This window comes from Rhodococcus sp. F64268, assembly GCF_023015605.1.
Taxonomy (GTDB): Bacteria; Actinomycetota; Actinomycetes; order Mycobacteriales; family Mycobacteriaceae; genus Rhodococcus.
Window position 1 is genome coordinate 766,370 of sequence record NZ_JALKAI010000001.1, and the last position, 24,272, is coordinate 790,641.

The window sequence follows — 24,272 nt, forward strand, 5'->3', positions numbered from 1 at the left end:
CGGTAGGCACGGCGCTCAGCTCATACGCACAGCGCACAGAAGTCCGTCGCCGAGAGGCAGGACGACGGGAGCAAGCCGGTCGTCCTGTGAGATGGCACGGGCGGCCTCACGAACGGCGAGCACCGTCGAGTCTCGCGCTGCCGGGTCCGCGACACGCCCGTCGAGCAGTGCGTTGTGCAGCACGATGACACCGCCGGGCCTGAGCAACCGTACGCCTTCCTGGACGAAGTGCGGATGGTCGGCGGGCGTGGCGTCGACGAAGACGAGGTCGTACCCGGAATCCGCGAGGCGAGGCAGCACGTCGAGTGCCCGGCCGTTGATCAGCCGGGTTCGGGAGGCGACCATCCCGCCGTCCCGGAACGCGATCTTGGCGGCCCGCTGGTGCTCGGGTTCGCTGTCGATGGTGGTGAGGACGCCGTCCTCGCGGAGTCCGTGGAGCAACCACAAGCCGCTGACACCGGCGCCGGTGCCGATCTCGACGATGGTGCGCGCATCGAGCATGCGCGCGAACAGCGACAACGTTGCGCCCACGGACGGAGAAACGGGTTCGGCGCCGAGATCGAGGGCGCGTTCGCGCGCGTTGACGAGGGCATCGTCCTCGACGACGACATTCTCCGCGTGGGCCAGGATCCGGTCGGCATTGGTCTGCACCCTGATGAGGCTATCGTCGCGACCGCATCAGTGCAGGCAGGCGCGCCCCAGAATCCCACGTTCGTGGTTTCTCAGCTGACTTTCAGGGTACTCATACGGCGTCCACATCGCTGTGGTGAAAAGTGATGGTCGGATACGCAACAGACCGCCGGTTCGACGAAGGCGAAAGATTCATCGGAAAGGTCGACGAAGGACACCAGCGGAAATAGAATCCCGCGTCCGAGCGTTGACCACCGAAGATATCGTTTTCGATCAGCGGTCCCGAAGAGGAGGATCCACCGATCCACATGCAAAGATCCGATACCGTCCCCACCCCCGACGTGTGCACATCTGCCGACACCGATATGAGCGGAACAGCAGTGTTCGATGCCACCGGTGATCGTGCTTCCATGCCGTCATGGGACGAGCTGGTCCGTCAGCACGGCGACCGCGTGTACCGGCTCGCCTACCGACTTTCCGGCAACGCACAGGACGCCGAAGATATCACCCAGGACACATTCATCCGAGTGTTCCGTTCGCTTCAGGACTACCAGCCGGGCACTTTCGAGGGCTGGCTGCATCGAATCACCACCAACCTCTTCCTGGACATGGTGCGCCGCCGGAATCGGATCCGGATGGAAGCGCTGCCGGAGGACTACGATCGGGTACCGGCCCACGGGCCGAACCCCGAGGAGATCTACCACGACGCTCGCCTCGGTGCCGATCTGCAGTCCGCACTGGACTCGCTGGCACCGGAGTACCGTGCCGCGGTGGTGCTCTGTGACATCGAAGGACTCTCCTACGAGGAGATCGGTGCCACACTGGGGGTGAAGCTCGGTACGGTGCGTAGTCGTATCCACCGGGGTCGCCAGGCGCTGCGCGAGCACCTGCGCGAGCATGGGAAGGTCGAAGTCGGTCGCGTCGATGCGGGGTAGCCGCCAGGAGGATTTGATGACGATGGTGCAACCACCTCGCAGGTTCGGCTCTACGGAGCACCTGGCCAGCGAAGCCGTTGCCGCATTCGTCGACGGAGAGCTCCGGATGTCGGCGTACCTCCGAGCCGCCCAGCATCTGTCCATCTGCGGCGAATGCGCGACCGAGGTCGAAGCGCAGGAACAGGCCCGTCGCGCATTGCGGTCGGCAGCCCGTCAGGCCCCGGCGATGCCGTCCTCGTTGCTCGGGGCGCTGAGCAACATCCCCAGCCATCTCTGCGACCAGCCGAGCACCGACCCCACCCGCCTGTCGGGGCCGGGAGGTCTGTTCGACGCCGCCGCCCAGGATCCGTGGAGCACCACACGCCGGTGGTCGATCCGCCGTCGTCGGTGACAGCGAGCAGGCGGTAGCAGCAGAGACAGTGCCATCGGTGATACTGGGCTGCGTGACGGACCTACACGGGGGAGACGGACACGCGTGAGCGGCGATTCTGTGCAACGGACGGGTGTGCAACGTAACGGGCGAGGCGACGCCGGTGCCGCCGACAATGGGGTCGGCGACAACGACACTGTGCCCGCCGACGATATGCCCGATGCCACTTCGGGTCGGTCCGGGGAGATTGCAAGACCCGCCGACGCGCCGCGTCTCGAACCCAGGCCCGTGTATCGGCCTACCGTCGACCCGTCCGCTGCGCAGGTCTTCGGTCGGCCTGCCGGTGCCGTCGGTTCCTTCGGCGGGAACTCCCGAGACCGGGCACCGGACCCGCGGATCCAGCATGCACCTCCGGCCGACCCGATCTTCGCCGAGGCGTACGGACGCCCTCACGAGGCCGTGGATACTCTTCAGCGGCCGCCCGGGGACTCCGACGAGGACCCTGTCGAGGCGACGCCGCCCGACCCGTGGCGCAACCCGGACTCGGCCGTGCGACTCGGTCCTCCCATTGCGGACACCGCGCCGACCGAACTGCCGCCTGCCCGCAAATTGGCCCTCCGGGAAGTGCTCTTCGACCGTCGCGTCGAGCCACGTGCCCTCGCCACCCTCGCCGCCGTAGCCGTCGTCATCGGAATGGTCGGCGGGCTCGTCGTTGCTCTGATGCTGTCCGAGAACGGATCGCTGACGAGTCGTGGTGTGTCGCTGACGCAGGTTGCGGCAGGTGAGGACGTCCCGACCGGCACTGTTGCCCAGGTTGCCGACGCCGTACTGCCCGCGGTCGTGTCGATCCAGGTCACGCTCGGCCAGGACGCCGGAACCGGATCAGGTGTCGTGATCGACGGGGAAGGCTATATCGCTACCAACAACCACGTGGTGTCGATGGCCGCGAACAATCCCGAAGCCAACGTGCAGGTGTCGTTCAACGACGGTACGAAGGTGCCTGCGTCGATCGTCGGGCGCGATATCAAGACCGATCTGGCGATCCTGAAAGTCGATGACGTCGACAATCTCGTCGTCGCAGAACTCGGCCGTTCCGAGGACGTCCAGGTAGGCGAGGACGTCGTCGCGGTCGGTTCTCCCCTCGGCCTGAACAAGACCGTCACGCGCGGCATCGTCAGTGCGCTGCATCGGCCCATGCGGTTGAACGGACAGGGCACCGACACCGACGCGGTCATCGATGCCGTGCAGACCGACGCGGCCATCAACCCGGGTAATTCGGGCGGACCGCTCATCGACTCGGAAGGCCGGGTCATCGGCATCAACTCGGCTATCAAGTCGGAGACCGGCGGATCGGTCGGTCTGGGCTTCGCGATCCCGATCGATACCGTCACCGAGGTTTCGCAGGCGCTCATCACCGAGGGTGTGATGCATCATCCCGAGATCGGTGTGAATGCCCGGACCGTCGTCAACGATGTTGCCAGCGGCGCCGAGGTGGCCAATGTGCAGCAGGGCAGTCCGGCTCAGCAGGCAGGCATCGTCGAAGGCGACGTGATCGTCAAGGTCGGCGACCGAGAGGTCACGAGCGCGGACGAACTCGTCGTCGCCGTTCACCTGCAGGCGATGGACCAGCCGGTCACCGTGCAGTTGGTGCGTGAGGGGCGCCTGGTCGACATCGAGGTCACACCGGTATCGGATTGATCATGAGGGATGTGACATCTGCCGTCGGTGCTGCAATCCTGCGTGGACCACGTACTCTGGTGCCGTGTTCGGCAACATCGGTTGGGGCGAGTTCATGGTCCTCCTCATCGCGGCCCTCGTGGTCCTCGGTCCGGAGCGACTTCCGGGTGCGGTGTCGTGGGTGACCAAGTCGCTCCGGCAGGTGCGTGAGTATGCATCGGGTGCCCGGCAGCAGCTCAAGGACGAACTCGGACCCGAATTCGACGATCTCCAGAAGCCGCTGTCCGACCTCAACCAGCTGCGGGGCATGACGCCGAAGGCCGTCATCACCAAGCATCTTCTCGACGGCGACGACTCGATCCTCACGGGTAAGTTCGATTCCCCGGCGACCAATGGGTCCGGTGGAGGCGCCCACAGTTCGACGCCTTCGCGGCCGGACATGGCGAAGCCCCTCGCTCCGGGCGAGATTCCGCCGATCGATCCCGACGCGACGTAATGTCCGCCCCGAGGAGGGGCTCTGCGCCCCGAGGGGCGGTGCTGCTTGCCTGCCGGCTCAGAGATGCCGGGTGGTGTCGATCCCCAGTGACATTCCTGCCAGACCACGACGACGGACTGCGAGCTTCTCGGCGATCTCCCGCATCGCGATGCCCGGTGCGGAATCCGGGGCGCTGAGGACGATCGGGGTGCCCGCGTCGCCCGCCTCACGGATCGCAGGGTCGAGGGGGATCTGGCCCAGCAGCGGCACCTCGGCTCCGACTGCGCGTGAGAGCCGCTCTGCGACTGCCTGGCCGCCACCGGTACCGAAGACATCCATCTTGGTGCCGTCGGGCAGCTCGAGCCACGACATGTTCTCGACAACGCCCGCGATGCGCTGACGGGTCTGCAGGGCAATCGAGCCGGCGCGCTCGGCAACCTCCGCCGCTGCCTGCTGCGGGGTTGTCACCACGAGGATCTCCGCGTTGGGGATCAGTTGCGCAACCGAGATCGCGACGTCGCCCGTGCCGGGCGGGAGATCAAGCAGCAGCACGTCGAGATCGCCCCAGAAGACATCGGCGAGGAACTGCTGCAATGCCCGGTGGAGCATGGGGCCGCGCCACACCACCGGGGTGTTCCCCTCCGTGAACTGGGCGATGGAAATCATCTTCACTTCGTGCGCGATAGGCGGCACGATCATCCGCTCCACCTGGGTGGGCTTCGCGGACGTGCCGAGCATGCGGGGGATCGAGTGGCCGTAGATGTCGGCATCGAGCACACCTACGGACAGTCCGCGATCGGCCATCGCAGCTGCGAGGTTGACGGTGACCGACGATTTGCCGACGCCGCCCTTGCCGGAGGCCACCGCGTAGACGCGCGTGAGCGAACCGGGCTGCGCGAACGGGATGACCGGTTCGGTGGAGTCACCGCGAAGGGACTTGCGAAGGGCCGTGCGCTGCTCGTCGTTCATCACGTCGAGGGTCACTCGGATCTCGCCCACGCCCGCGACGTCGGCTACGGCCTTGGTGACCCGATCGGTGATCTCGGTACGCATCGGGCACGCGGCCGTCGTGAGATACACCTCGATGTCGACACTGCTGTCGTCGCGGATATCGACGCTCTTGACCATGCCGAGGTCCGTGATGGGCTTGCGGATCTCCGGATCCTGGACCCGTGCGAGCGCGCTTCGGATGTCGGACTCAAGGACTGCCATGGTGACCATGGTAGGTGGCGGTGGTTCAGTGGATCCGCGGCAGGTCGGCAGCGCTGGGTGTGATGCCGGTGGAGTAGGCGGCAGACCAGGCGAGGACGTTCGCGACGTACGCCATCGAGTTGTTGTAGCGGTGGATGGCTTTCGTCGAGTGCGCGAGGTTGCGCATGTCGAGGCCACCGTCGCACAGGTAGCGCGCGGTGGTCAGGGTGGAGTCGTAGAGGTTCTGGGGATCGGACTTGCCGTCACCGTTGCCGTCGCCCGCGTACTGGGTCCACGTGGTGGGGATGAACTGCATCGGTCCCACGGCCCGGTCGTATACGGAATCGCCGTCGAGGGCGCCGCCGTCCGTGTCGTGGATGACGGCCTGGCCCGGGAGGCTGCCGTTGAGCGGAAGACCGATCACGGGCTCGTTGAGGTTTCCGAGATCGTCGGCCTGGCCTCCGTTGGCATGCCCGGATTCGACGCGGCCGATTCCGGCGAGCAATGTCCAGTACATGCCACAGCCGGGATTCTCCTCGTTGAGGATCCGTTCGGCATTGAGGTAGGCGTCGAAGTTGATGCCGGGAATTCCGAGGGGGCCTTCGTGCAGAACCTTGGGCTCGGGTTCCGGCGCGGGGGCGGCCTTCGGTGCGGGCGCGGCAGCGGGCTCCGGAGCGAGCATGACGTTCTGGGCGACCGCGGTGACCTGCGGGATATCGATCGAGTTCACGGCTGCGGCGATGTCGTCGATCGGTGTTGCGGCAGCTGCAGGCTCGGTTTCGTGCTGGTGAATCCCGAGCAGAGTGCGGGGCGATGCGCCCGCGGTGGTGGCGGCTGCGGCAACCAAGCCCACCGGCACCAACCCCGTCATGGCAATGACTGAATTGCGACGGAGTTTCGAATCCAATGGCTTAGCGTGCCGGCCCACTACTACCTCCCTCGGGCATCTCGTCGAGACGCCTCCGTTATATGGCCGGGCCGACACTACAGGATTCGATGCGCTTCCGTTACTCAACCGTGATGTAACGCAGGTTTACGGGTACTCGGGGCCGACATCGTCGCCGGTGGTGACAGAGATCGAAAGCCGCGGTCGAGGCGCCCGTGGGGAGATCGAGCGGCCGTGGTGAAGGGATGCGTCCGTTACTTGTATGTGATTTAAGTAACAGGTCGACGGGTGGGTATGTCCGACTTCGGGTGTGGGCGTCCGGCGACTGTCACTGCTCGCAGAGGGTGGGGACGAGGCAGGGCATTTCCGGCAGTTCCGGAATCGTCATCATGGGCAGGCCCGGCGCGGCAGGAGTGGTCTCCTCGGTGGCCTGCTCAGCGTCCGTGTCCGGTGCGGCAGGAGCGGCAGCGTCGGTGGTGGGAATCTGCACGACGGGAGGGGTGGGGACAGCTGTCGGCGGTACCGCAGGGGCTGCCGGGGCCACCTCTGCGCCCTTCTTGTAGGCGGCAGACCATTTCTGCACATTCGCCAGGTACTCGGGGGATGGGTCGAACATCGCCGCGACCCGGGCTTCGCCTGCCTCGTCTCGCGCGGAGGCGCCGTCCGCGCAGGCCCACGCCCCCGCTGCGAGGGTCGCATCGAACACGTTCTGCGGGTCTGTCACTCCGTCGACGTTGCCGTCCGAGGGGAAGCGCTCCCACACGTCGGCCGGAAGCTGCATCGGGCCGACGCGACCGTCCGGTGTCGTCCGTGATGCGGCGAGGGTGCCGAGGACATCCGTTCGCCCGTTGTCGGCATGATTCGATTCGAGGCGCCCGATCGCTGCCAGCAGATGCCACGACAGTCCGCATTCCGGCGAATTGATCGCGAGCTGCATCTCGGCGGCGCGGTACGCGTAGAACACGAGTTCGGGGATTGCGAGGGGGCCGTCGCCGAGGATGGCGAACCCGTCACCGGGCATCGCAGGGGGCGTCTGTGACAGCGGGTCCGTCGGGTCGCCGGCGGTTCCGGACGGGTTACGCATCGCTTGCGGGGTCGCGGGCTCGGCGGGCAAGACGCCCACATTCCGCACGGCGGCGGTGTGCGCGGGTTCGAGATCGGCGGCGGCGCCGCTCGGTGCGGGCGCCGAAGCCGTCGCGGCGAAGCCTGCTGCGGCGAGCAACGGAACAACAATCAGAGTCGTGTGCCAGCGCACCTGGATACCCACCTTCGACCGAACCTACGTCACCACTGTTGTGACGCACATTACAGAACGGGTTCGGGTTATGTGCAACCGGACGTTGCGGTATCGGTAGTTCTCAGCGTCGCGGTGGCCTCATCGGGCCGGGACCGACCTCGTCGTCCTTGTCGGCATCGATGATCAGAGCCTTCAGATCTTCCAGTTCTCGTCGCAGATAGTCGCGTGTCGCGACTTCGCCGACGGCAAGTCGCAACGCCGCAAGCTCACGTGCGAGGAACTCGGTGTCGGCCTTCGTTTGCTCGGCCCGTGTGCGGTCTTCCTCCAGCGACACCCGGTCGCGGTTCTCCTGCCTGTTCTGGGCGAGCAGGATCAGCGGCGCCGCATACGCGGCCTGCGTCGAGAACGCGAGATTGAGCAGGATGAACGGATACGGATCCCACTGCAGGCTCACCGCGAAGACGTTGAGCACGATCCAGACGATCACCACGATCGTCTGGATCGCCAGGTAGCGGCCGGTGCCGAGGAAACGCGCGATCGACTCGCTGACCCGGCCGACGGCCTCCACATCGAAGTTCACCCGGAACCGGGAGGTACGGGGAGTCTCGAGTCGCTGTGTGCCCAACGGGCTGCGGTCACTCATCCTCTTCCTCCTCTTCACGCCAGTCCTCGGGCAACAGGTGGTCGAGCACGTCGTCGACACTCACCGCACCGAGCAGGTGCTGCTCGTCGTCCACGACCGGAGCGCACACCAGGTTGTACGTCGCGAAGTAACGCGTGACCGAAGCCAGGGAATCCTCGGGATCGAGTCGCGGGAGATCGTTGTCGATGACACCACCGACGAGGCTCGCCGGCGGTTCGCGAAGCAATCGTTGCAGATGAACGCAACCCAGATAGCGGCCGGTCGGTGTCGCGGTCGGGGGACGGACCACGAACACCATCGACGCCAGTGCCGGGGTCAGATCCGGATTGCGTGCCCGAGCGAGTGCCTCGGCGACCGTGGTCGCCGGAGTCAGAACAACCGGCTCCGGGGTCATCAGGCCACCCGCGGTGTCGGGAGAGTGTTCGAGCAGGCGGCGCACCGGCTCGGAATCTTCCGGGTTCATGCGCTGGAGGAACCACTCGGCGTCGGTCTCCGGCAACTCGCCCATCAGGTCGGCGACGTCGTCCGGGTCCATGGCCTCGAGAACGTCGACGGCGCGGTCGACCTCGAGATGTTTGAGGAGATCCGTCTGGTCGTCCGCCGGCAGCTCCTGGACGATGTCGGCGAGTCGTTCGTCGTCGAGTGCGGCGGCCACTTCGTTGCGGCGCTTGATCGGCAGATCGCGCAACACGTTGGCGACGTCGGCGGGACGCATGTCCTCGAACTGGAGCAGTAACTGTGAGACACCCTGCCCGGGTAGAGCGAGGGCCTGCTGAGTCAGGCCGTGCACGTGCTGCCACTCCACGACGTGCACCGGCGCGCGACGCGCCAGCCGTCCCCGATGCCGTCGCACCGCGACACGCGAGACCAGCCAATCGCGGCTGCGGGTGAGATCGATCCCGAGATCGACGACGGTGACGTCCGCCCCCTGGAGGTCGGCGAGTTCCGGGTCGTCGACGCGCACGCGGGAGTCGAGTACCTGCGCGAGCGCGAGCACCTCGGATGGGCGCTGCGTGAACCTGCGAAGGCTCACGCTGCCGGTGACGAGCGTGACCGAACCCGGCGCGATCGCCGTCACCCGCAGCATCGGAACGAAGATCCGCTTCCTGGTGGGAAGCTCGACGACCAGGCCGAGCACGCGCGGAGGCTGACGGCCTATTCGTATGGTGAGCACGACGTCGCGGACCCGACCGATCGATTCGCCGTCGGGGCCGAGCACGACCAGGCCCGCCAGCCTCGCTGCGAATACCTTGCTCACTGCTGCCATGATTGCCAGGCTAGAGGCTAGGTATGTCGATCACGGAACACGGAGGTTCGGTCCCCCCATGTCGTTCTCATTCAGGCCCCGACGGTCAGTACTTGCGGTTCCAGGCAGCAGCCGGAAGATGATCGACAAGGCCAAGGGGTTACCTGCCGACGCGCTCTTCCTCGATCTCGAGGACGCCGTATCGCCTCTCGCCAAAGAACAGGCGCGCACCACCATCGTCGAAGCGCTGAACGAAGACGGTTGGGGCGACCAGCTCAAAGTCGTACGCGTCAACGACTGGACGACCGACGCCACCTACCTCGATGTGTCCACCGTCGTCGGTGGAGCGGGCGCACATCTCGACGCGATCCTGCTGCCCAAGGTGCCGGACGCGAGCCACGTGAAAGCGCTCGATCTGCTGCTCACCCAGGTGGAGAAGGCACACGGACTCGAGGTCGGGAAGATCGGGATCGAACCGCAGATCGAGGATGCGCTGGGGCTGACGAACATCAACGAGATCGCGACGGCCAGTCCACGCGTGCAGACCCTCGTGTTCGGCCCCGCCGATTTCATGGCCAGCATCAACATGCGCACTCTCGTCGTGGGCGAACAGCCCGAGGGCTACGACCGCGGCGACGCCTACCACCACATCCTCATGACGATCCTGATGGCCGCGCGGGCACACGGACTTCAGGCCATCGACGGACCGTACCTGCAGATTCGCGATGTCGAGGCGTTCCGTCGGTCGGCGCAGCGCTCGGCAGCGCTCGGATTCGACGGCAAGTGGGTGCTGCACCCCAGTCAGATCGATGCCGCCAACGAGGTATTCAGCCCAAGGCAGGAGGACTACGACAAGGCCGAGATGATTCTCGACGCCTACGAATGGCACACCTCCGCAGCGGGTGGAGCGCGCGGTGCCGCGATGCTCGGCGACGAGATGATCGACGAAGCGAGTCGGAAGATGGCTCTCGTGATCTCGGCGAAAGGCCGTGCCGCGGGGATGACCCGAACCACGTCGTTCGAGCCGCCGAAGTAGGCAGATCCCGGCAGAATGGACACGGACTGCAACGAGAAGGAGCCAGAATGACGAATCCCATGGGGCCCGGGCGCCAGGCGCCGGGACTGCCGGAACCGCCGAGTGGATGGCCTGTCGGTTCGTACTCGACATACGCAGAAGCGCAGCGCGCCGTCGACCACCTGTCCGATCAGAACTTCTCGGTCGAGGACGTCACGATTGTCGGCGTCGACCTGATGCAGGTCGAGCGGGTCACAGGCCGGCTGACGTGGGCCAAGGTGATCGGCGGCGGCATCGTCTCCGGTGCGTGGCTGGGTCTGTTCTTCGGTCTGCTTCTCGGGATCTTCTCCACCGACTTCCTGGGGCCGCTGCTCGTGGGTCTCGTCGGCGGCATCATCTTCGGGCTGATTTCAGCGACGATCCCGTACGCGGCCACCCGCGGACAACGCGACTTCTCGTCCACGATGCAGCTGGTCGCGGGCCGCTACGACGTGCTGTGCGAGCCGCGTAGCGCCGAGAAGGCGCGCGACCTGCTCGCGAAGCTGGCTCTGTAGGCGCCCGATTCAACCGGTTCGTTGCGTGGCTTCGAGGTGCCGGAGCACCGCGACGACCCGCCGGTCGGAGTCGTCGCCGGCCTGCAGGCCGAGCTTGGCGAAAATGCTCCGTATGTGTTTGTGGACTGCGTTCTCGGTGATGAACAAGCGAGTCGCGATCGCGCCGTTGCCCAGCCCTTCGGCCATTACGGCGAGAACCTGGCGTTCTCGTACGGTCAGGTCGGCGAGCCGGTCGGCGGCGCGTTGCCGTGCGAAGAGCTGGGCAACGACCTCGGGGTCGATCGCGGTGCCACCGCCGGCGACACGGTGCAGGGCCTCGAGGAAGGTTCCGACCCGCCCGACGCGTTCCTTGAGTAGATAACCCGTGCGATGCGCACCGCCTGCGAGCAGCTCGGTGGCGAAGCTCTGCTCCACGTATGCGGACAGCACAAGGACGGCAAGCTCGGGATGAGCAGCGCGTGCCGCGACCGCGGCCCGGATGCCTTCGTCGGTGTGGGTCGGCGGCATCCGGACGTCGACGATCGCGACGTCGGGTCGATACTCCGCCACAGCGTCGAGCAGCGCGTCCGGATCGCCGACCCCGGCGACCACGTCGAGTCCCTCGCCGCGTAGCAACAGCACGAGCCCTTCCCGGAGCAGCGCATCGTCCTCGGCCACCACTATCCGCACGGGATCACCGCCATCACTGTCGTCGGCCCTCCGGCCGGGCTGTCCACCTGCAACGTCCCATCATGTGCCTCGACGCGCCCGCGGATCCCGGCGAGCCCCGACCCGAGTTCGACGACCGCACCCCCGGCACCGTCGTCCCGTACCTCGACCACGAGTGTGTTGCCCTGCCGCAGTACTTGCACATCGGCACGCTGCGCACCGCTGTGACGGGTGACGTTGGTGAGTGCCTCGGCCACGGTGTAGTAAGCGATCGCTTCGACGGCCACGGGGCATCGTGGTGAAACATGTGTGTCCACCCGGGTTTCGACGGGACACTGCGCGGCCAACGCCGACAACGCACCGGGTAATCCCTCGGACTCCAGCACCGGCGGCAGAATGCTCCGCACCACCGAGCGAAGTTCGGCGAGAGCGACTTCGGCGCTCTGCTGTGCTTTCTCGAGGAAGGGGTCGGCGGTGGCAGGGTCCCGGGCCAAGGCCTGGCGGGCCGCTCCGGTGAGCACGGCGACGGTCACGAGCCGATTCTGCGCGCCGTCGTGCAGCGCCCGCTCGATCCGGCGCAGTTCCACGGCGTGGGCATCCAGCGCTGCCGCTCGCGTCGTGGTCAGTTCGACGACACGAGCGGACAGATCGACATCCGGGTGCGGGGGCAACCACCGGCTACCGGAAGCGACCTGCGCCCGGAGTAGCAACGGAGGCAACACGAACCACAGGATCGCCCAGCAGAGGCCGGTGACGGTCGCCCAGCGCGCCTCGGCCCCTGAGTCGATGGGTATCAGGCCGCCGAGCATGGTCGCTCCACCGGGCGGAGACAGATGCCACCACAGCGGAGCGGTGAGTTCCTCCACCGCATTCGAGAGCAACTCCAGCGGCAGTAGACCGACGGCGAGGCCGAACGTCGCATGGATGCACAGCCATACGATGTCCCGCCGAGGCGCAGGATCGGAGCGCAGAAACTGCCACGCCTCTCGCCACTCGGTGGGGTCGCTGCTGTAGGGCGACGGGACAGGAATGCCCATCGCGGCGAGTCGTCGTCGTTCCAGATCTGCGATCCACCGGACGACCGACAGCGTCGGCGCGAGCAGAAACACTCCGACACCCACCAGGCAGAGCGCAGCGACCAGGATCGAGGCAATCACGCCGAAAAGCGCCAGGATGGCGGTTCCGGCTCCGAGTACCAGCCATTTCGTCGCGATGGCTGCCTTCTTCACAACTGCAACTGCATTTTCTCGCAGCGCGGTTCGTCGAGGGTCGCTGCCGGCAGCCGAGGGTTCACTTGTCATGGGTCCCCCTCGAATCCTCGCGTGGTGGATGTGCGTGTCGGTGTGCCGACGGTATGCCCTGTGCACCTTCGCCGTCCATGCGGGTGCATGAAGGTACAGCCTGCTGTACCGGAAGCCGGTAGCCGTCGGGATGTCGGGACGCCGTGGCAGCTCATAGCGTCGAGACCAGGGAACGAATGAGGGCGCCGCGCAATTGTCGCGGCCTCGATTGTTGGAGGCATCATGGACGACCCGTACGGCATCCGCCCGCACCATGGATCCGGAACACGTGAGCTACTCTCGACGGCAGGCACACGACCGCGCGGAGATCCCCCCGACCGGGCGACCGGGGCACTGTGGGTCGCGTTCGCGGTGTTCGTCGGTCTGAACGCGGTGTCGTCGATCGCAAGGCCCGACAACGTCCTGTTCTCACTGGTTTTCGGGATTCCCACCATCCTCTGCCTCGCGGCACTCGTGGCGCGCTACCTGCGGCGGCGACGCCCGTGAACACCGCGATGGAGAGCGTCCGCACCACTGCCGAGCGTGAGTCCGTGCCGGCCGCTATCCGGCTGGAGGCGGTGACCAAGGTCTATCGGTCCAAGGACAATCGAAGCGGTACACCAGCGCTCGACGACGTGAACCTGACTGTCCCGCGCGGCGCGTTCCTTGCCGTCATGGGTCGATCCGGTTCCGGGAAGAGCACGCTCCTGCACTGCGCGGCCGGACTCGATGCCCCGACGCGGGGCAAGGTGTGGATCGGCGACACGGAGATCGGTCGGCTGCGGGAGACCGCCCGCACACGGCTTCGACGTGAACGGGTGGGGTTTGTCTTCCAGGCCTACAACCTGATCCCGTCGCTCACTGTCGAGGAGAACATCACCTTGCCGCTGCGCCTGGCCGAGACACCCGGCGACGGAAGCTGGCTGGCCACAGTTGTCGACCGGGTCGGTCTGGGCGACTTCCTGTCTCGCACACCGGGTGAACTCTCGGGTGGACAGCAACAGCGGGTCGCAGTGGCCCGCGCACTGGCGACCCGCCCGGATGTCGTGTTCGCCGACGAACCGACGGGCGCACTGGACCCGGCCACCGGCGACCAGATCCTTTCCCTCCTCGATGATCTCGTGCGCGACCTCGGACAGACCGTTGTGATGGTCACCCATGATCCTGCAGCTGCAGTCCGGGCACACGACGTCGTGGTGATGGCAACCGGACGCATCGATCGGGTCCTACGCCGCCCCGACGCACGTACCTTGACTGCCCTGCTCGGAGGGCGAGTCCGATGACAGTGCGTTTGCCGGCCCGGGTCGGTGAAACACTTGCGGTGATCTGCGCGGTGGCGGTGGGTGCCGCACTGGTCACGTTCTGCCTCGTCATGGCCGAGTCCGGGCTGCGCTCGCAGGTGCCCACGCAGCGATTCACCGGCATCGACATGGTCATCGGCGGCGACCAGAGCGTCCCGCAGGACGAAGACTTCGATCCGGTGCTGCCCGAACACGTCGGGGTTCCGACCGACCTCGCCGTGGACCTGTCGCAGATACCGGGGGTGCGTGCGGTCGCCGCGGACCTGAGTTTCCCGGCGGTGGCAACCGACGGGCGTGGCCGGGTGCTGCCCGCGGAATCGGTCCGAGACAACGGTCACGGGTGGAACTCCCTTCTCGGAACGGTCGGTCTGACCGGTCGTGCACCGAGCGGTCCCACCGACGTCGTACTCGCCGCAGATACAGCCGTCACGGCGGGTGTCTCGGTCGGTGACCCGGTGGAGGTAATGCTGCGCGGACAACTACAGAACATGAGTGTGACTGGCATTGCAGATCTTTCGGGTAATGGCGTCTTCGTCAGTGACACCACCGCGCGGGAACTCTCCCGGAGGTCGGCAGACTCCGCGGACCTACTCATCGTCGCTTTCGACGACGACGCGGATTCCGTCGCGATCACCGGCCGTGTGGAAGAACTCGTGGCGGGACGAGGTCTCGTGGTCGCGACGGGCGACGACATCGGCCGCGCCGAACGACCCGCGGCGGCGTCGGGGACCGGAATGCTGACGGCTGCGGCGTTCTCCGTCGGGGGAGTGCTGGTGGTCCTCGTCGGATTCATCACCGCGGGAGCGGTTTCTGTCGGTGTGGCGAATCGGTCGCGGGAAATCGCATTGCTTCGCGCGGTGGGGGCGACACCGCGACAGATCCGGTCGATGATCGCGCGTCGGACGACCCGTGTGGCGTTCGGAGCTGTGGCGGTGGGCGTGATCGGCGGCTACCTGCTGTCTGCGGCGGCCACGCGGCCGTTGACCACCGTCGGCCTGCTCGCACCCGGGCAGTTACCGAGCTGGAGTCCCGGTCCGGCGCTGGGTGCCTGCCTGCTGATGCTGGGCATGGTTCAGGTGGCGGCGCGCGCGGGGTCGCTGCGAATCTCCCGGATTCCGGCCACCGAAGCGATCCTCGAGACCGAGGCCGAACCGCGCGGCGGAGGTCGGCTCCGAACCAGAGCGGGATTCGTGGTGCTCGCGTTGTCGGCCGGATCCGCAGTCGTCCCCCTCGTGATTCGCAGCGAGGAAGCTCTGATCGGCACGGCGTCGGGAACGCTGCTCGCGATCATCGGTATCAGTCTGATCGCCCCGGCGATGGTCGGTCGGGTCTGCGGGTGGATCGCGCCCAGAACCGGTTCTGCGAGCAGGTGGCTGGCCGTGCGGAACTCGCACAGCTACGCCCTGCGGACCGGTGGTGCGATCAGTGTCCTCGCACTCGCGGTAGGACTGTTGACCACGCAGATCTTCGCGGTGACCACGGCGAGCGCCACGGTGGACCACGATGTGGGCGAAGGCACCGTCGCGGATGTGGTCGTGTCCGCTCCCGACGCGGGCGGCGTGTCGTCGTCGGCGCTCGAGTCGATCCAGCGCGCATCCTCGTCGACCACGGCTGTCGCTGTGATCCGGTCCACCGCGATACGTCCGTTCGAGCAGGACGGCGGGCCACGCGCCGAGGAATATCCGATGCTCGCTGTCGGGCCCGACGTCGGAGAGGTACTCGATCTCGGTGTCACCGATGGCGACGTGTCGCGCCTGACCGGTGCTTCTGTCGCAATGGATTCCGTTGCAGCCCGGCTCGCCGGGGTCGACGTCGGCGACACCCTGCCGCTGATCCTGTCGGACGGGACCGAGGTGGAGCCGACAGTGGTGGCGACCTACGCGCGTGGCTTCGGATTCGGCAAGATCGCCGCGTCGCTGGATCTACTCCCGCAGGGGCAGGACGGGCCCTACGACCAGGTGCTGGTCGCCGGTGACCACGCGAGGATCACCACCGAACTCCCACCGCTGCTCGCGGATACTCCCGGGCTGCGGATCGACGATGCCTCCACGACCTCGGTGGGGCCGGCAGCTCCGGATCCCTCGCGCGTGCTCAACATCGCTATCGCCCTGGTCCTGATGGGATACATACTGCTCGGCGCTGCCAATCGGCTCGTGGCGAGCACACTCCGGCGTCGGCGGGAGTGGCAGTTGCTGCGGGCTGTCGGGGCCACCCCGCGCCAACTCCACACCATGGTGTGGTCGGAAACCGCGCTGGTCTGCGTCGTAGCAACCGTCATCGGTGTCGCGATCTCCCTCGGTTCGATGACCATGCTGGCCATCGGGTTCGTCGGAAAACCCTGGCCCCAGGGTCCGCTGTGGTTCGTGGTGGGGACCGTGTTCGTCACCTGCGCTGTCGCGCACCTGGCGACGACAATGCCCGCGCGTCATCTGCTGCGGGGATCGCGTGTCCCTGTGCCGGCAGGGTGATCGCCACTACGCTTGACCCCATGCCCACTCTGGACTCGGTGGCGGACTCCCTGTACGGCCTCGACCCCGGGGAGTTCATCGCCGCGCGCACCGAGTACGTGGCGCAGGCCCGCGAGTCGGGCGACAGGGAACTCACTGCCGCGATCGGCCGGCTCCGCAAACCGACAGTCGCAGCGTGGCTGGTGAACCTGCTGGCACGTGAGCGACCCGACGAACTCGGTGTCCTCCTCGACCTGGGCGACGCCCTGCGCACCGCCCAGCGAACACTGTCCGGACAGGATCTGCGCACACTGTCCACGCAGCGACGGCAGGTGATCTCCGCGCTGGAGCGGGACGCGGCCGAACTGGCTTCCGAGCGGGGGCGAACGGCCAGCGACAGCGCCCTGCGGGAGGTTGCACAGACCCTCAATGCCGCGCTTGCGGACCCGGCGGTCGCCGAACGTGTGCGTGCGGGACGCCTCGACGCCATCGTCGAGCCGTCCGGCATCGGCGCGCTCGGGGATCTCGGAGGTTCGTCGTCGACGCCGACGCTGAGCGTCGTTCCCGACCGTTCTGCAGCCCGAACCGATGGCGCGGAGGGGCGGGCCGAGCTGGCCGAGGCAACCACCGCGGCGCACGAGGCTCGACGCGCTGTCACGCGTGCGCGGGCTGCCGCCCAGGAAGCGGACCGCGAACTCGCCCGCCATGAAGCGGAGGTTGCGGCACTGCAGGAAAAGCTGGTCCACGCCGAACAACAGCGCAAGTTTGCGCGTCGCGCGGTCGCGGCAGCGAAGAAGGACGTCACCGCTGCTGAACGCGAGGCCTCCGCGGCCGAAGCCGATGTGGTCCGCATCGAGCGGCGCTACTCACCCGGGTGACGCGAATCGTGTGACGAAGCGACGCTGCCACGGGGTTTCCACCGCGCGCGGATCGTAGTGCTTGCGGACGAAGGCGACTGCGTCCCTCGCTCGGATGCCGTCGAGTATCGCGAGGCACGCGAGCGCGGTGCCGGTGCGTCCGCGCCCACCGGTGCAAGCCACCTCCACCCGCTGCCGTCCCGCGCGAACCCACGTCTCGTACAAAGCGTCGTACGCGTCCTGCGCGTCGGACGGCACCCGGAAGTCGGGCCAGCGGATCCATCGCGAATCCCAGTCGAGGGCGACCAGCGGACGCCCCTGCAGGTACACACCGAACTCCGGTAGCGGGCCGTCGGGCAGCGGACCGCGCAGAGCGCGCCCGCGTACGCGCCTCCCTGACGGTAGCTGCAGTACGCCGGGAGCTTCGATGTCCCATTCCGCTTGCACGAAGGAAACCTACCTGTGTCGATGCTGTCCACCCGCGACACACCGGCTCGTGTCGGTCGGGTGTGTCAAGGTGCACTGTGATCACCGGCATCCTGACCGATCGCGCGCTCGGTCGCGCGACGCTCGCCCGTCAGCATCTGTTGCGCCGCAGCGACATGGAGCCGCTGGCAATGATCGAGCACCTGATGGGCTTGCAGGGACAGGCGCCGACGCCGCCCTATTACGCGTTGTGGACCCGGTTACGCGGTTTCCGCCCCGAATCGCTGTCGGTTCTCCTCGAGTCGCGGAAAGTGGTGCGGATCGTGCTGATGCGAGGAACGGTGTTCGCGGTCTCTGCGGCCGACGCCCATGCGCTGCGCGCTTGGGTGCAACCGCTGCTCGACAAGGACCTCGACACCAACACGCTCCATCGCGCAGGCCTGCGTGGTGTGGATCGGACGGCACTCGCGTCTGTCGGCCGAGAACTCCTGTCCGACACTCCGCGGACTCAGGCCGAGCTGCGGCCCCTGCTCGCCGAGTATTTCCCCGATCAGGACCCTGCGGCGCTCGCACACGGCGTGCGGGGCCTGCTTCCGCTGGTGCAGGTCACGCCTCGCGGGGTGTGGGGGCGCTCGGGCCCGCCTCGACTCGCACCCCTCGACGTGTGGGCAGGCCCGCCGGAAGCGGACCTTCCGAGCCCCGATCGGCTCATCCTGCGCTACCTCGCGGCGTTCGGTCCCGCAAGCATCCGCGATGTGCAGGCATGGTGTGGCCTGACCCGGCTGTCGGAGATCGTCGAGCGGCTGCGCCCACAACTCGCGACCTTCCGCGATGAGCGTGGCATAGAACTGTTCGATCTGCCCGACGCCCCCCGCCCTGCCCCGTCGACTCCCGCGCCGGTGCGGATCCTCGCTCCTTTCGACAACGCGCTGCTCTCGCACGCCGATCGCCGGCGGTTCATTTCGGACGACGATCGTAGGCGCACGATGACGAAGAACGGGATGATCGCGCCGCTGGTACTCGTCGGCGGCCGGGTCGCCGGAATTGCGAGCCTGACCACGGGCAGCGGGTCCTCGGTAGTGGAAGTGACGCCCTGGCGTTCGCTGACGGCATCGAACCGGTCGGCAATCGAGACCGAAGGAATGAAGCTGGCGAAGTTCGCTGCCCCGGACGCAGACCGTTACGACGTGCGGTTCACTGCAGAGTCCGCGTAGCGACAAGTGTGGAAGCTCTCTCTAGTCTCGGGCGTATGAGCGAACACCGTGACGCCGAGATCCGAGCCCTCGAATCCGAGGAGGAGCTGCGGCAGGCGATGGCACTGTTCCGGACGGCCATGGTCGGGCTTCCTTCCGGGCCGGACTATCCCGAGGGACGCATGGGCGATTACCTCGAGAAGGGCCGCACGTTCGGGGCATTCATCGATGGAGCGCTCGTCGGTACCGTCGATGCGACGTCCGGGTCTCTGGTGCTGCCGGGCGGCGAGCGCGTGTCTCACGCGGGGGTCACCCACATCGGGGTGCTCCCCACCCACACTCGCCGCGGCGTCGTCACCTCCCTGGTGCACAGGCAGCTGCGCGACGCTCACGAACGCGGCGACGTCGTTGCGAGCTTGCGAGCCTCCGAGGCCACGATCTACGGGAGATTCGGCTACGGCATCGCGTCGATGTCGACGACCCTCGAGGTGGAGAGGCGCCGTGCGGTGCTGCACCAGGGCGTGCCCGGCGGCGGCCCGGTCAGGTTCGCTGAGCTTCCCGATTCATGGGACCTGTTGGAGCACATCTATTCCGAGCACGCGACAGATCGCCCCGGGCGTATCGAACGCACCTCGTTCTGGTGGGCTTCCCAGCGTTTCCGCTCTTCGTCGGGGAACGGACCTGCCTATGTCGCGGTGCACGGCAGCCCGGGTGCCGAGGACGGTTTCGTCCGGTACCGCCCTGAGAACACCGGGGCGTGGTTCGGCGGACGCGACCGCACCATCGTCGTGAGCGACTTCTTCGCCCCCACCGCCGAATCCCACGCGGGACTCGTCCGTTTCCTGCTGAATCTGGACCTCGTCGACCGGATCGTGTTCGACGGGGTACCGGCAGACGATCCACTGCCGTGGATGCTGACGGATCATCGCGGGGCACAGGTTCGTTCGGTGTCGGACGAAACCTGGCTTCGCATTCTCGACGTGCGGCGGGCACTCGAAGCCCGATCGTTCGTGGGTGTCGGGACAGTCCGGATTGCGGTGACCGACCCCGTCTTCGCGGAGAACACCGCGGTCTTCGAGATCTCCGCCGACGGCGTGTCGACAGCGAACGAACCGGCTCACCTCGAGCTCGGCATCGCCGAACTCGGATCGCTGTTGCTCGGTGGGGTGAGTTGCCACGCACTGGCGGGAGCCGGGCGGATCACCGTGCACGACCCTGTGGCACTCCCGGTCGCCGAGGCACTGTTCACGTGGCCTGTGGTCCCCTTCGCGGGGACCATGTTCTGATGCCGTTGGCAGCCCACGCGAGTGTCCTCGATTCCGTCGGGTTCCGAGACGGTTACGGTTCTCTGTGTTCCCGGTGGGGGTGCGTCGGAAGGGACCGCGGGAACTGTTCGCGAATCAACTGGGCACGTCCGTGACTTCGAAGGGGATGTTCGATGGAAGTTCTTCTGATCGGTGTGATTGCGATCGTGGTGCTCGTCGGAGTCGATCAAGCAGCACTGTGGGCGGAGAGAAGGGGATGGGTGTACTGGCGCAGGAGCAATCCGCGCACCGCCGACGCGGGGAGCGGCATGTTGGGGGCGATGGACGAACTCTTCTCGCCCGCGAAACGGCATGTCACTGAAGAAATTGTCGGCAAGAGGAACGGCCGAATCGACATCGCCGTGGGAGACGACGGATGGATCGATCTCGATAGTGGTCGGGTGCGGCTGTCGAGGATCGACCACCCGTAGCCACCGGCGCGTTAGATTGCAGAGGTGACCGAAGCCGTTCTCACCGCAGTCCGTGCCCACCTCGCCGCGAACCTGTCCGACGCGACCGGGCCGGCGCCCGAATCGGCGTCGGTGACGTTTCTCGGCCTCGAACCGATCGAAATTCTGCGGTTCCACGCACACGACGACCTCACCCGATTTGCGACATTGGGTTGTTCGCGTCACCCGATGGGCGATCCCACCGCAACCATCGCCGACCCGAACCGCGGTCCGCGCGCCGAGCTCGTTTTGAGTCTGCGTAGAGCGGACGGGCTCACGGCCGGTGTGCACCGCAGCCTGGCGGTGCTGGCGGCGCTTCCGGCCGTGGAGGGGGTGGTACTCACCGCCGACGCGCTCCTCGATCTCGGTGAGCCACTCTGGGAGGGTGCGCCGTTCACGGCGGTGCTCCTCGAATCGAGTGATGTGCCCGATCTGGAGTTGCCCGAGCCTGCCGATCCGGTGCGGTTCTTCGATGCGGTTCCGATCACTGCGAACGAAGCTGCGTGGAAGCGACTGCGCGGTGCCGATGCTCTGCGAGAGGCTTGGACGGAGGCAGGCATCGACATCCGTGATCCCGAACGTGGCGCCGCGCGCATGTGAGGGGTCAGCTCGGGATCACCACACCCATCGATCCGCCGCCGATGCACACGTTCAGTCCCGGTGTCGCCGACTCGACCTGCAGTGCAGCGCCGCCACCCGACAGCCGCACGTACACCGAGCCCAGCCCTTCGGTGACGGGCACCGTGACGCGGGGGCGACCGGGGAAACCGAGTTCGATCGCGCCGTCGTCGGCGGCCATGTAGTTGATCTCGACGGTCCACTCCCAGTCGCCGGCCGGCTCGTTCAAGCGGAGCGTCGTCACGACGTCGTCGGCCACCCGGTGTCCGCACTCGGGCACGTTCCCGGGGAGGACGCCTCGCAGCGGCATGAGTTCGGCGGGTACCAGCGCGCCACGATCGTCGAGGACGCTGAGTGAGGTGGTGTGGTCGCTGATGGGGGAACGTCCGGGCAACGACGAGAACACCGATCCGACGAGATTGTGCGGGTACGTGACGGGCAACAGGACCCACACCGACACCGGGTGGTCGAGCACCGGATCGTGCGGGTGTTCGGTAAGTGCGGCCTTCGCGGTCGCGAGGTATTCGCCGGTGGGGTTGTCGGTCCAGCTGCGGGCGAATGTCACGGTCGACCCCATCGAGCTCACGACGAACGCGACCGCGCAGACCAGGGCGACCGCACGCGACCACGCCGCCGTCGGTCTGCGCTGCGGGGCACGCAGGATGAGCGCCGCCGCTACCGCGACGATCACGGACGAATCGGCGAAGTAACGCAGGGTCTGCGCCAGCTCGTATGTCGTCTCGGGACCGAACCGCGTACTGATCATGGCCACGAGAGAAGCGCACACGTATGTGGTCGCCGCGATCCACACCCAACCGGTCCGGGTGCGGCAGCGCAGACTCCACACCAGCGCACCCGCGACAGCGAGCCACGCGGCGACCACGAGAACCGGCGGTGGGTCGGCCCACGGCGGACTCGGATTCCAGCGGTCCCATTGCCACGGGCCGCCGAGCAGCGACGGCGCCAGACCGTACGACAGGCCGTGGTGGGTCAGCCCTGCCACCATCGACCAGGGTGGCACACCGAACCGCGATACGACGACGGTGGTGTACCACGCGGCCCAGATCACCAGTACCGCGCCGGATCCGAGCCAGAGGGGGCGTGCTCGCTGCCACGCGACACGGACTGGCTGCCGAACACCGTCCACGCGATACAGCAGCGCGACCGTCGCGAACGCGACGAAGGATACGAGGACCGACTTTTCGAAGAACACCAAGGCGCAGACGGTGACGACGACGCCGGACACGGCATGACGTCGTCTGCCTGTCCGCGCGAGTTGCAGGGCGTCGCCTGCCACCCAGGCGAGAGCGGCTTGCATGGGGAGCGAGTTGAGCCCGGCAGCCCACCAGGCGAATGCGGGCAGCGTCAGCGGCGAGAACAGATAGAACAGCAGGGGGCCCCACAACACCCGACGCGGTCCGAGAATCAGCCACAGCAGACGTAACACCGCGAGTGATGCCGACAGCTGGGCCACGACGAGAGTCACTGCGGCAGGCCACCATTGCATGGGAGCGAGCCAGGTGATCAGCGACGCGACAGCGAACGCTCCGGGCATCAGGTGCCCGTCGTGGTCGTAGTTCAGCATTTCCGTCGACAGCGGCGGGTAGGTGCCTGCACGGCCGATCAGAATCAGGTCGTCCCAATAGAATTCGCCCCGGAAGGCGAGGACGCCGCGGATCGTGACCTGTATTGCGATGAGCGCGAGCGCGACGACCAGGACCGAACGCCTGCCGGGGCGCGAACCGGCCGAAGCGGATTCGCGCTCGAGAAGTGTGGTGCTCACAGCCACTTGTTGCGGCGGAACAGGACGAACAACGCCGTCACGATCAGGGCGATGGCACCGACTACCACGTAATAGGAGTACTCCCAGTGCAACTCCGGCATGTGATCGAAGTTCATGCCGTAGATGCCCGCGATCATCGTGGGTACCGCAGCGATCGCAACCCACGCCGAGATGCGGCGCATATCGGTGTTCTGCTGGACCGTGACCTTGGCGATTGCCGCGTCGAGGAGGGTACTCAGCGTTTCGTCGAAAGTCGCAATGCGATCGGACACCGTGGTGTGATGATCGGCGACGTCGCGGAAGTAGCGGCGAATGTCCTTGGGGATGGGGTTGCCGGGTGAGCGGATGAGTTGCTGCAAGGGCTCCGCGAGAGGCACCACGGCGCGACGCAATTGAAGGATCTCGCGCTTGAGGAGATAGATCTGCTCGACCGCGATCCTGGTGTCGGGGGTGAAGACGAATTCCTCGAGATCGTCGACGTCCGGTTGCACCGCGGTGGTGACCGCGAGGTAGGTGTCGACGACGTGATCTGCGATCGCGTGCAGTACCACGGCCGGTCCGAGGCCGAGGTGCTCTGGGTCGGCTTCGAGGCGGGCACGCACTGCGGACAGCTCCGAGTGATCGCCATGACGCACGCTGACGATGAAGTCGGGACCGGTGAACAGCATGATCTCACCGGTCTCGACGATGTCGTTGGTGGTGGTCACCGATTCGTGCTCGACGTAGGTCACGGTGCGGAGCACCAGGAACAGCAGATCGTCGTAGCGCTCGAGTTTCGGACGCTGATGTGCGTGCACTGCGTCCTCGACCATCAGTTCGTGCAGGTCGAACGTCCGGGCCACGCTCGTCATCTGATGTTCGTCCGGATGGTGGAGGCCGAGCCAGACGAACCCCTCGCCGCGTCGGCGGACTTCCGCGAGGGCTGCGGCGTGCGTGTACCGGCCGGGGAGGCGCCGGCCGTCGATGTAGATCGCGCAGTCGACCACCGCACGTTCGGCGGGGACGCGGATTGCCGGGACGTCTTTTGTCATGTGGCGTCCTGGACACGTGAGTTCGCGCGAGCGTTCCCGCTCACTTGGTAGGAACGGTTCGGCAAAGGGGTTCCTT

At 66.8% G+C, this 24,272-nt stretch carries 25 protein-coding genes; 14 read left to right on the forward strand and 11 right to left on the reverse strand.

The window, feature by feature from the left end; translation table 11 throughout:
* Nucleotides 1–15: 15 nt before the first annotated feature.
* A complete protein-coding gene (locus MWU77_RS03685; protein WP_169687606.1) occupies nt 16–651 on the reverse strand; it encodes an O-methyltransferase in 636 nt (211 codons plus the stop codon).
* 287 nt (nt 652–938) lie between these two features.
* Here MWU77_RS03685 and sigE point away from each other — a divergent pair, with 287 nt between their 5' ends.
* The 4 genes from sigE to tatB all read left to right on the forward strand — a co-directional run bounded on the left by sigE (nt 939) and on the right by tatB (nt 4,108).
* Nucleotides 939–1,565 carry an RNA polymerase sigma factor SigE gene (sigE, locus tag MWU77_RS03690; RefSeq protein WP_169687605.1) on the forward strand — a complete coding sequence of 209 codons (627 nt, stop codon included), beginning with the start codon at nt 939–941 and terminating at the stop codon, nt 1,563–1,565.
* A gap of 16 nt (nt 1,566–1,581) precedes the next feature.
* A complete protein-coding gene (locus MWU77_RS03695; protein WP_169687604.1) occupies nt 1,582–1,956 on the forward strand; it encodes a zf-HC2 domain-containing protein in 375 nt (124 codons plus the stop codon).
* Between the two features lie 192 nt (nt 1,957–2,148).
* On the forward strand, nt 2,149–3,633 hold the full coding sequence (locus MWU77_RS03700; RefSeq protein WP_169687960.1) for a S1C family serine protease: 1,485 nt from the start codon (nt 2,149–2,151) through the stop codon (nt 3,631–3,633).
* 64 nt (nt 3,634–3,697) lie between these two features.
* Nucleotides 3,698–4,108: a Sec-independent protein translocase protein TatB gene (gene tatB, locus MWU77_RS03705; RefSeq protein WP_169687603.1), complete on the forward strand. Its 411-nt coding sequence runs from the start codon at nt 3,698–3,700 to the stop codon at nt 4,106–4,108.
* A gap of 57 nt (nt 4,109–4,165) precedes the next feature.
* Here tatB and MWU77_RS03710 read toward each other — a convergent pair whose 3' ends face one another.
* The 5 genes from MWU77_RS03710 to MWU77_RS03730 form a co-directional block, all read right to left on the reverse strand.
* Nucleotides 4,166–5,299 (reverse strand): Mrp/NBP35 family ATP-binding protein, encoded by a 1,134-nt coding sequence (locus MWU77_RS03710; protein ID WP_169687602.1) that lies wholly within the window; start codon nt 5,297–5,299, stop codon nt 4,166–4,168.
* Nucleotides 5,300–5,324: 25 nt separating this feature from the next.
* Nucleotides 5,325–6,206, reverse strand: coding sequence for a lytic murein transglycosylase (locus MWU77_RS03715; protein ID WP_247272953.1), 882 nt, complete (start codon nt 6,204–6,206; stop codon nt 5,325–5,327).
* A gap of 286 nt (nt 6,207–6,492) precedes the next feature.
* Nucleotides 6,493–7,431, reverse strand: a complete 939-nt coding sequence (locus MWU77_RS03720) for a hypothetical protein (RefSeq protein ID WP_247272954.1) — start codon at nt 7,429–7,431, stop codon at nt 6,493–6,495.
* Nucleotides 7,432–7,522: 91 nt separating this feature from the next.
* Nucleotides 7,523–8,044 (reverse strand): DUF1003 domain-containing protein, encoded by a 522-nt coding sequence (locus tag MWU77_RS03725; RefSeq protein WP_169687600.1) that lies wholly within the window; start codon nt 8,042–8,044, stop codon nt 7,523–7,525.
* A complete protein-coding gene (locus tag MWU77_RS03730; RefSeq protein ID WP_169687599.1) occupies nt 8,037–9,311 on the reverse strand; it encodes a magnesium transporter MgtE N-terminal domain-containing protein in 1,275 nt (424 codons plus the stop codon). The genes MWU77_RS03725 and MWU77_RS03730 overlap by 8 nt, the downstream gene beginning before the upstream one ends.
* Before the next feature lie 58 nt (nt 9,312–9,369).
* Here MWU77_RS03730 and MWU77_RS03735 point away from each other — a divergent pair, with 58 nt between their 5' ends.
* Both MWU77_RS03735 and MWU77_RS03740 read left to right on the forward strand, forming a co-directional pair.
* Nucleotides 9,370–10,326: a CoA ester lyase gene (locus MWU77_RS03735; RefSeq protein ID WP_169687598.1), complete on the forward strand. Its 957-nt coding sequence runs from the start codon at nt 9,370–9,372 to the stop codon at nt 10,324–10,326.
* A gap of 47 nt (nt 10,327–10,373) precedes the next feature.
* Nucleotides 10,374–10,859, forward strand: coding sequence for a general stress protein (locus MWU77_RS03740; RefSeq protein WP_169687597.1), 486 nt, complete (start codon nt 10,374–10,376; stop codon nt 10,857–10,859).
* 9 nt (nt 10,860–10,868) lie between these two features.
* Here MWU77_RS03740 and MWU77_RS03745 read toward each other — a convergent pair whose 3' ends face one another.
* Entirely contained in the window at nt 10,869–11,528 is a 660-nt protein-coding gene (locus MWU77_RS03745) for a response regulator transcription factor (RefSeq protein WP_247272955.1), read from the reverse strand.
* The gene (locus MWU77_RS03750) at nt 11,519–12,808 is read right to left on the reverse strand and encodes a sensor histidine kinase (RefSeq protein WP_247272956.1); all 1,290 of its coding nucleotides are present in this window, start codon (nt 12,806–12,808) and stop codon (nt 11,519–11,521) included. Before MWU77_RS03750 ends, MWU77_RS03745 begins: the two co-directional genes overlap by 10 nt.
* A gap of 222 nt (nt 12,809–13,030) precedes the next feature.
* Here MWU77_RS03750 and MWU77_RS03755 point away from each other — a divergent pair, with 222 nt between their 5' ends.
* Genes MWU77_RS03755 through MWU77_RS03770 form a run of 4 tightly spaced genes read left to right on the forward strand, consistent with a single transcriptional unit; the run spans nt 13,031 to nt 17,413 of the window.
* Nucleotides 13,031–13,294 (forward strand): hypothetical protein, encoded by a 264-nt coding sequence (locus MWU77_RS03755; protein WP_169687594.1) that lies wholly within the window; start codon nt 13,031–13,033, stop codon nt 13,292–13,294.
* 8 nt (nt 13,295–13,302) lie between these two features.
* Nucleotides 13,303–14,070, forward strand: coding sequence for an ABC transporter ATP-binding protein (locus tag MWU77_RS03760; protein WP_169687958.1), 768 nt, complete (start codon nt 13,303–13,305; stop codon nt 14,068–14,070).
* A complete protein-coding gene (locus MWU77_RS03765; protein WP_169687593.1) occupies nt 14,067–16,556 on the forward strand; it encodes an FtsX-like permease family protein in 2,490 nt (829 codons plus the stop codon). The genes MWU77_RS03760 and MWU77_RS03765 overlap by 4 nt, the downstream gene beginning before the upstream one ends.
* Nucleotides 16,557–16,576: 20 nt before the next feature.
* A complete protein-coding gene (locus tag MWU77_RS03770) occupies nt 16,577–17,413 on the forward strand; it encodes a hypothetical protein (RefSeq protein WP_169687592.1) in 837 nt (278 codons plus the stop codon).
* Here the strand turns inward: MWU77_RS03770 and MWU77_RS03775 are convergent.
* Nucleotides 17,402–17,839: a protein-tyrosine phosphatase family protein gene (locus MWU77_RS03775; protein ID WP_247272958.1), complete on the reverse strand. Its 438-nt coding sequence runs from the start codon at nt 17,837–17,839 to the stop codon at nt 17,402–17,404. The genes MWU77_RS03770 and MWU77_RS03775 overlap by 12 nt on opposite strands.
* An 80-nt stretch (nt 17,840–17,919) precedes the next feature.
* Between MWU77_RS03775 and MWU77_RS03780 the strand changes: the two genes are divergently transcribed.
* The 4 genes from MWU77_RS03780 to MWU77_RS03795 all read left to right on the forward strand — a co-directional run bounded on the left by MWU77_RS03780 (nt 17,920) and on the right by MWU77_RS03795 (nt 21,364).
* Nucleotides 17,920–19,032, forward strand: a complete 1,113-nt coding sequence (locus MWU77_RS03780; protein WP_374229806.1) for a winged helix DNA-binding domain-containing protein — start codon at nt 17,920–17,922, stop codon at nt 19,030–19,032.
* Between the two features lie 35 nt (nt 19,033–19,067).
* A complete protein-coding gene (locus tag MWU77_RS03785; protein ID WP_247272960.1) occupies nt 19,068–20,297 on the forward strand; it encodes a GNAT family N-acetyltransferase in 1,230 nt (409 codons plus the stop codon).
* Nucleotides 20,298–20,449: 152 nt separating this feature from the next.
* On the forward strand, nt 20,450–20,746 hold the full coding sequence (locus MWU77_RS03790; RefSeq protein ID WP_247272961.1) for a hypothetical protein: 297 nt from the start codon (nt 20,450–20,452) through the stop codon (nt 20,744–20,746).
* A 24-nt stretch (nt 20,747–20,770) separates the two neighbouring features.
* On the forward strand, nt 20,771–21,364 hold the full coding sequence (locus MWU77_RS03795; RefSeq protein ID WP_247272962.1) for a suppressor of fused domain protein: 594 nt from the start codon (nt 20,771–20,773) through the stop codon (nt 21,362–21,364).
* Nucleotides 21,365–21,368: 4 nt separating this feature from the next.
* On the opposite strand, the gene MWU77_RS03800 is transcribed toward MWU77_RS03795, so the two are convergent.
* Both MWU77_RS03800 and MWU77_RS03805 read right to left on the reverse strand, forming a co-directional pair.
* Complete coding sequence (locus MWU77_RS03800) at nt 21,369–23,171, reverse strand: hypothetical protein (RefSeq protein ID WP_247272963.1); 1,803 nt, start codon at nt 23,169–23,171, stop codon at nt 21,369–21,371.
* Nucleotides 23,162–24,196 carry a magnesium and cobalt transport protein CorA gene (locus MWU77_RS03805; RefSeq protein ID WP_169687586.1) on the reverse strand — a complete coding sequence of 345 codons (1,035 nt, stop codon included), beginning with the start codon at nt 24,194–24,196 and terminating at the stop codon, nt 23,162–23,164. Before MWU77_RS03805 ends, MWU77_RS03800 begins: the two co-directional genes overlap by 10 nt.
* Nucleotides 24,197–24,272: the final 76 nt, after the last annotated feature.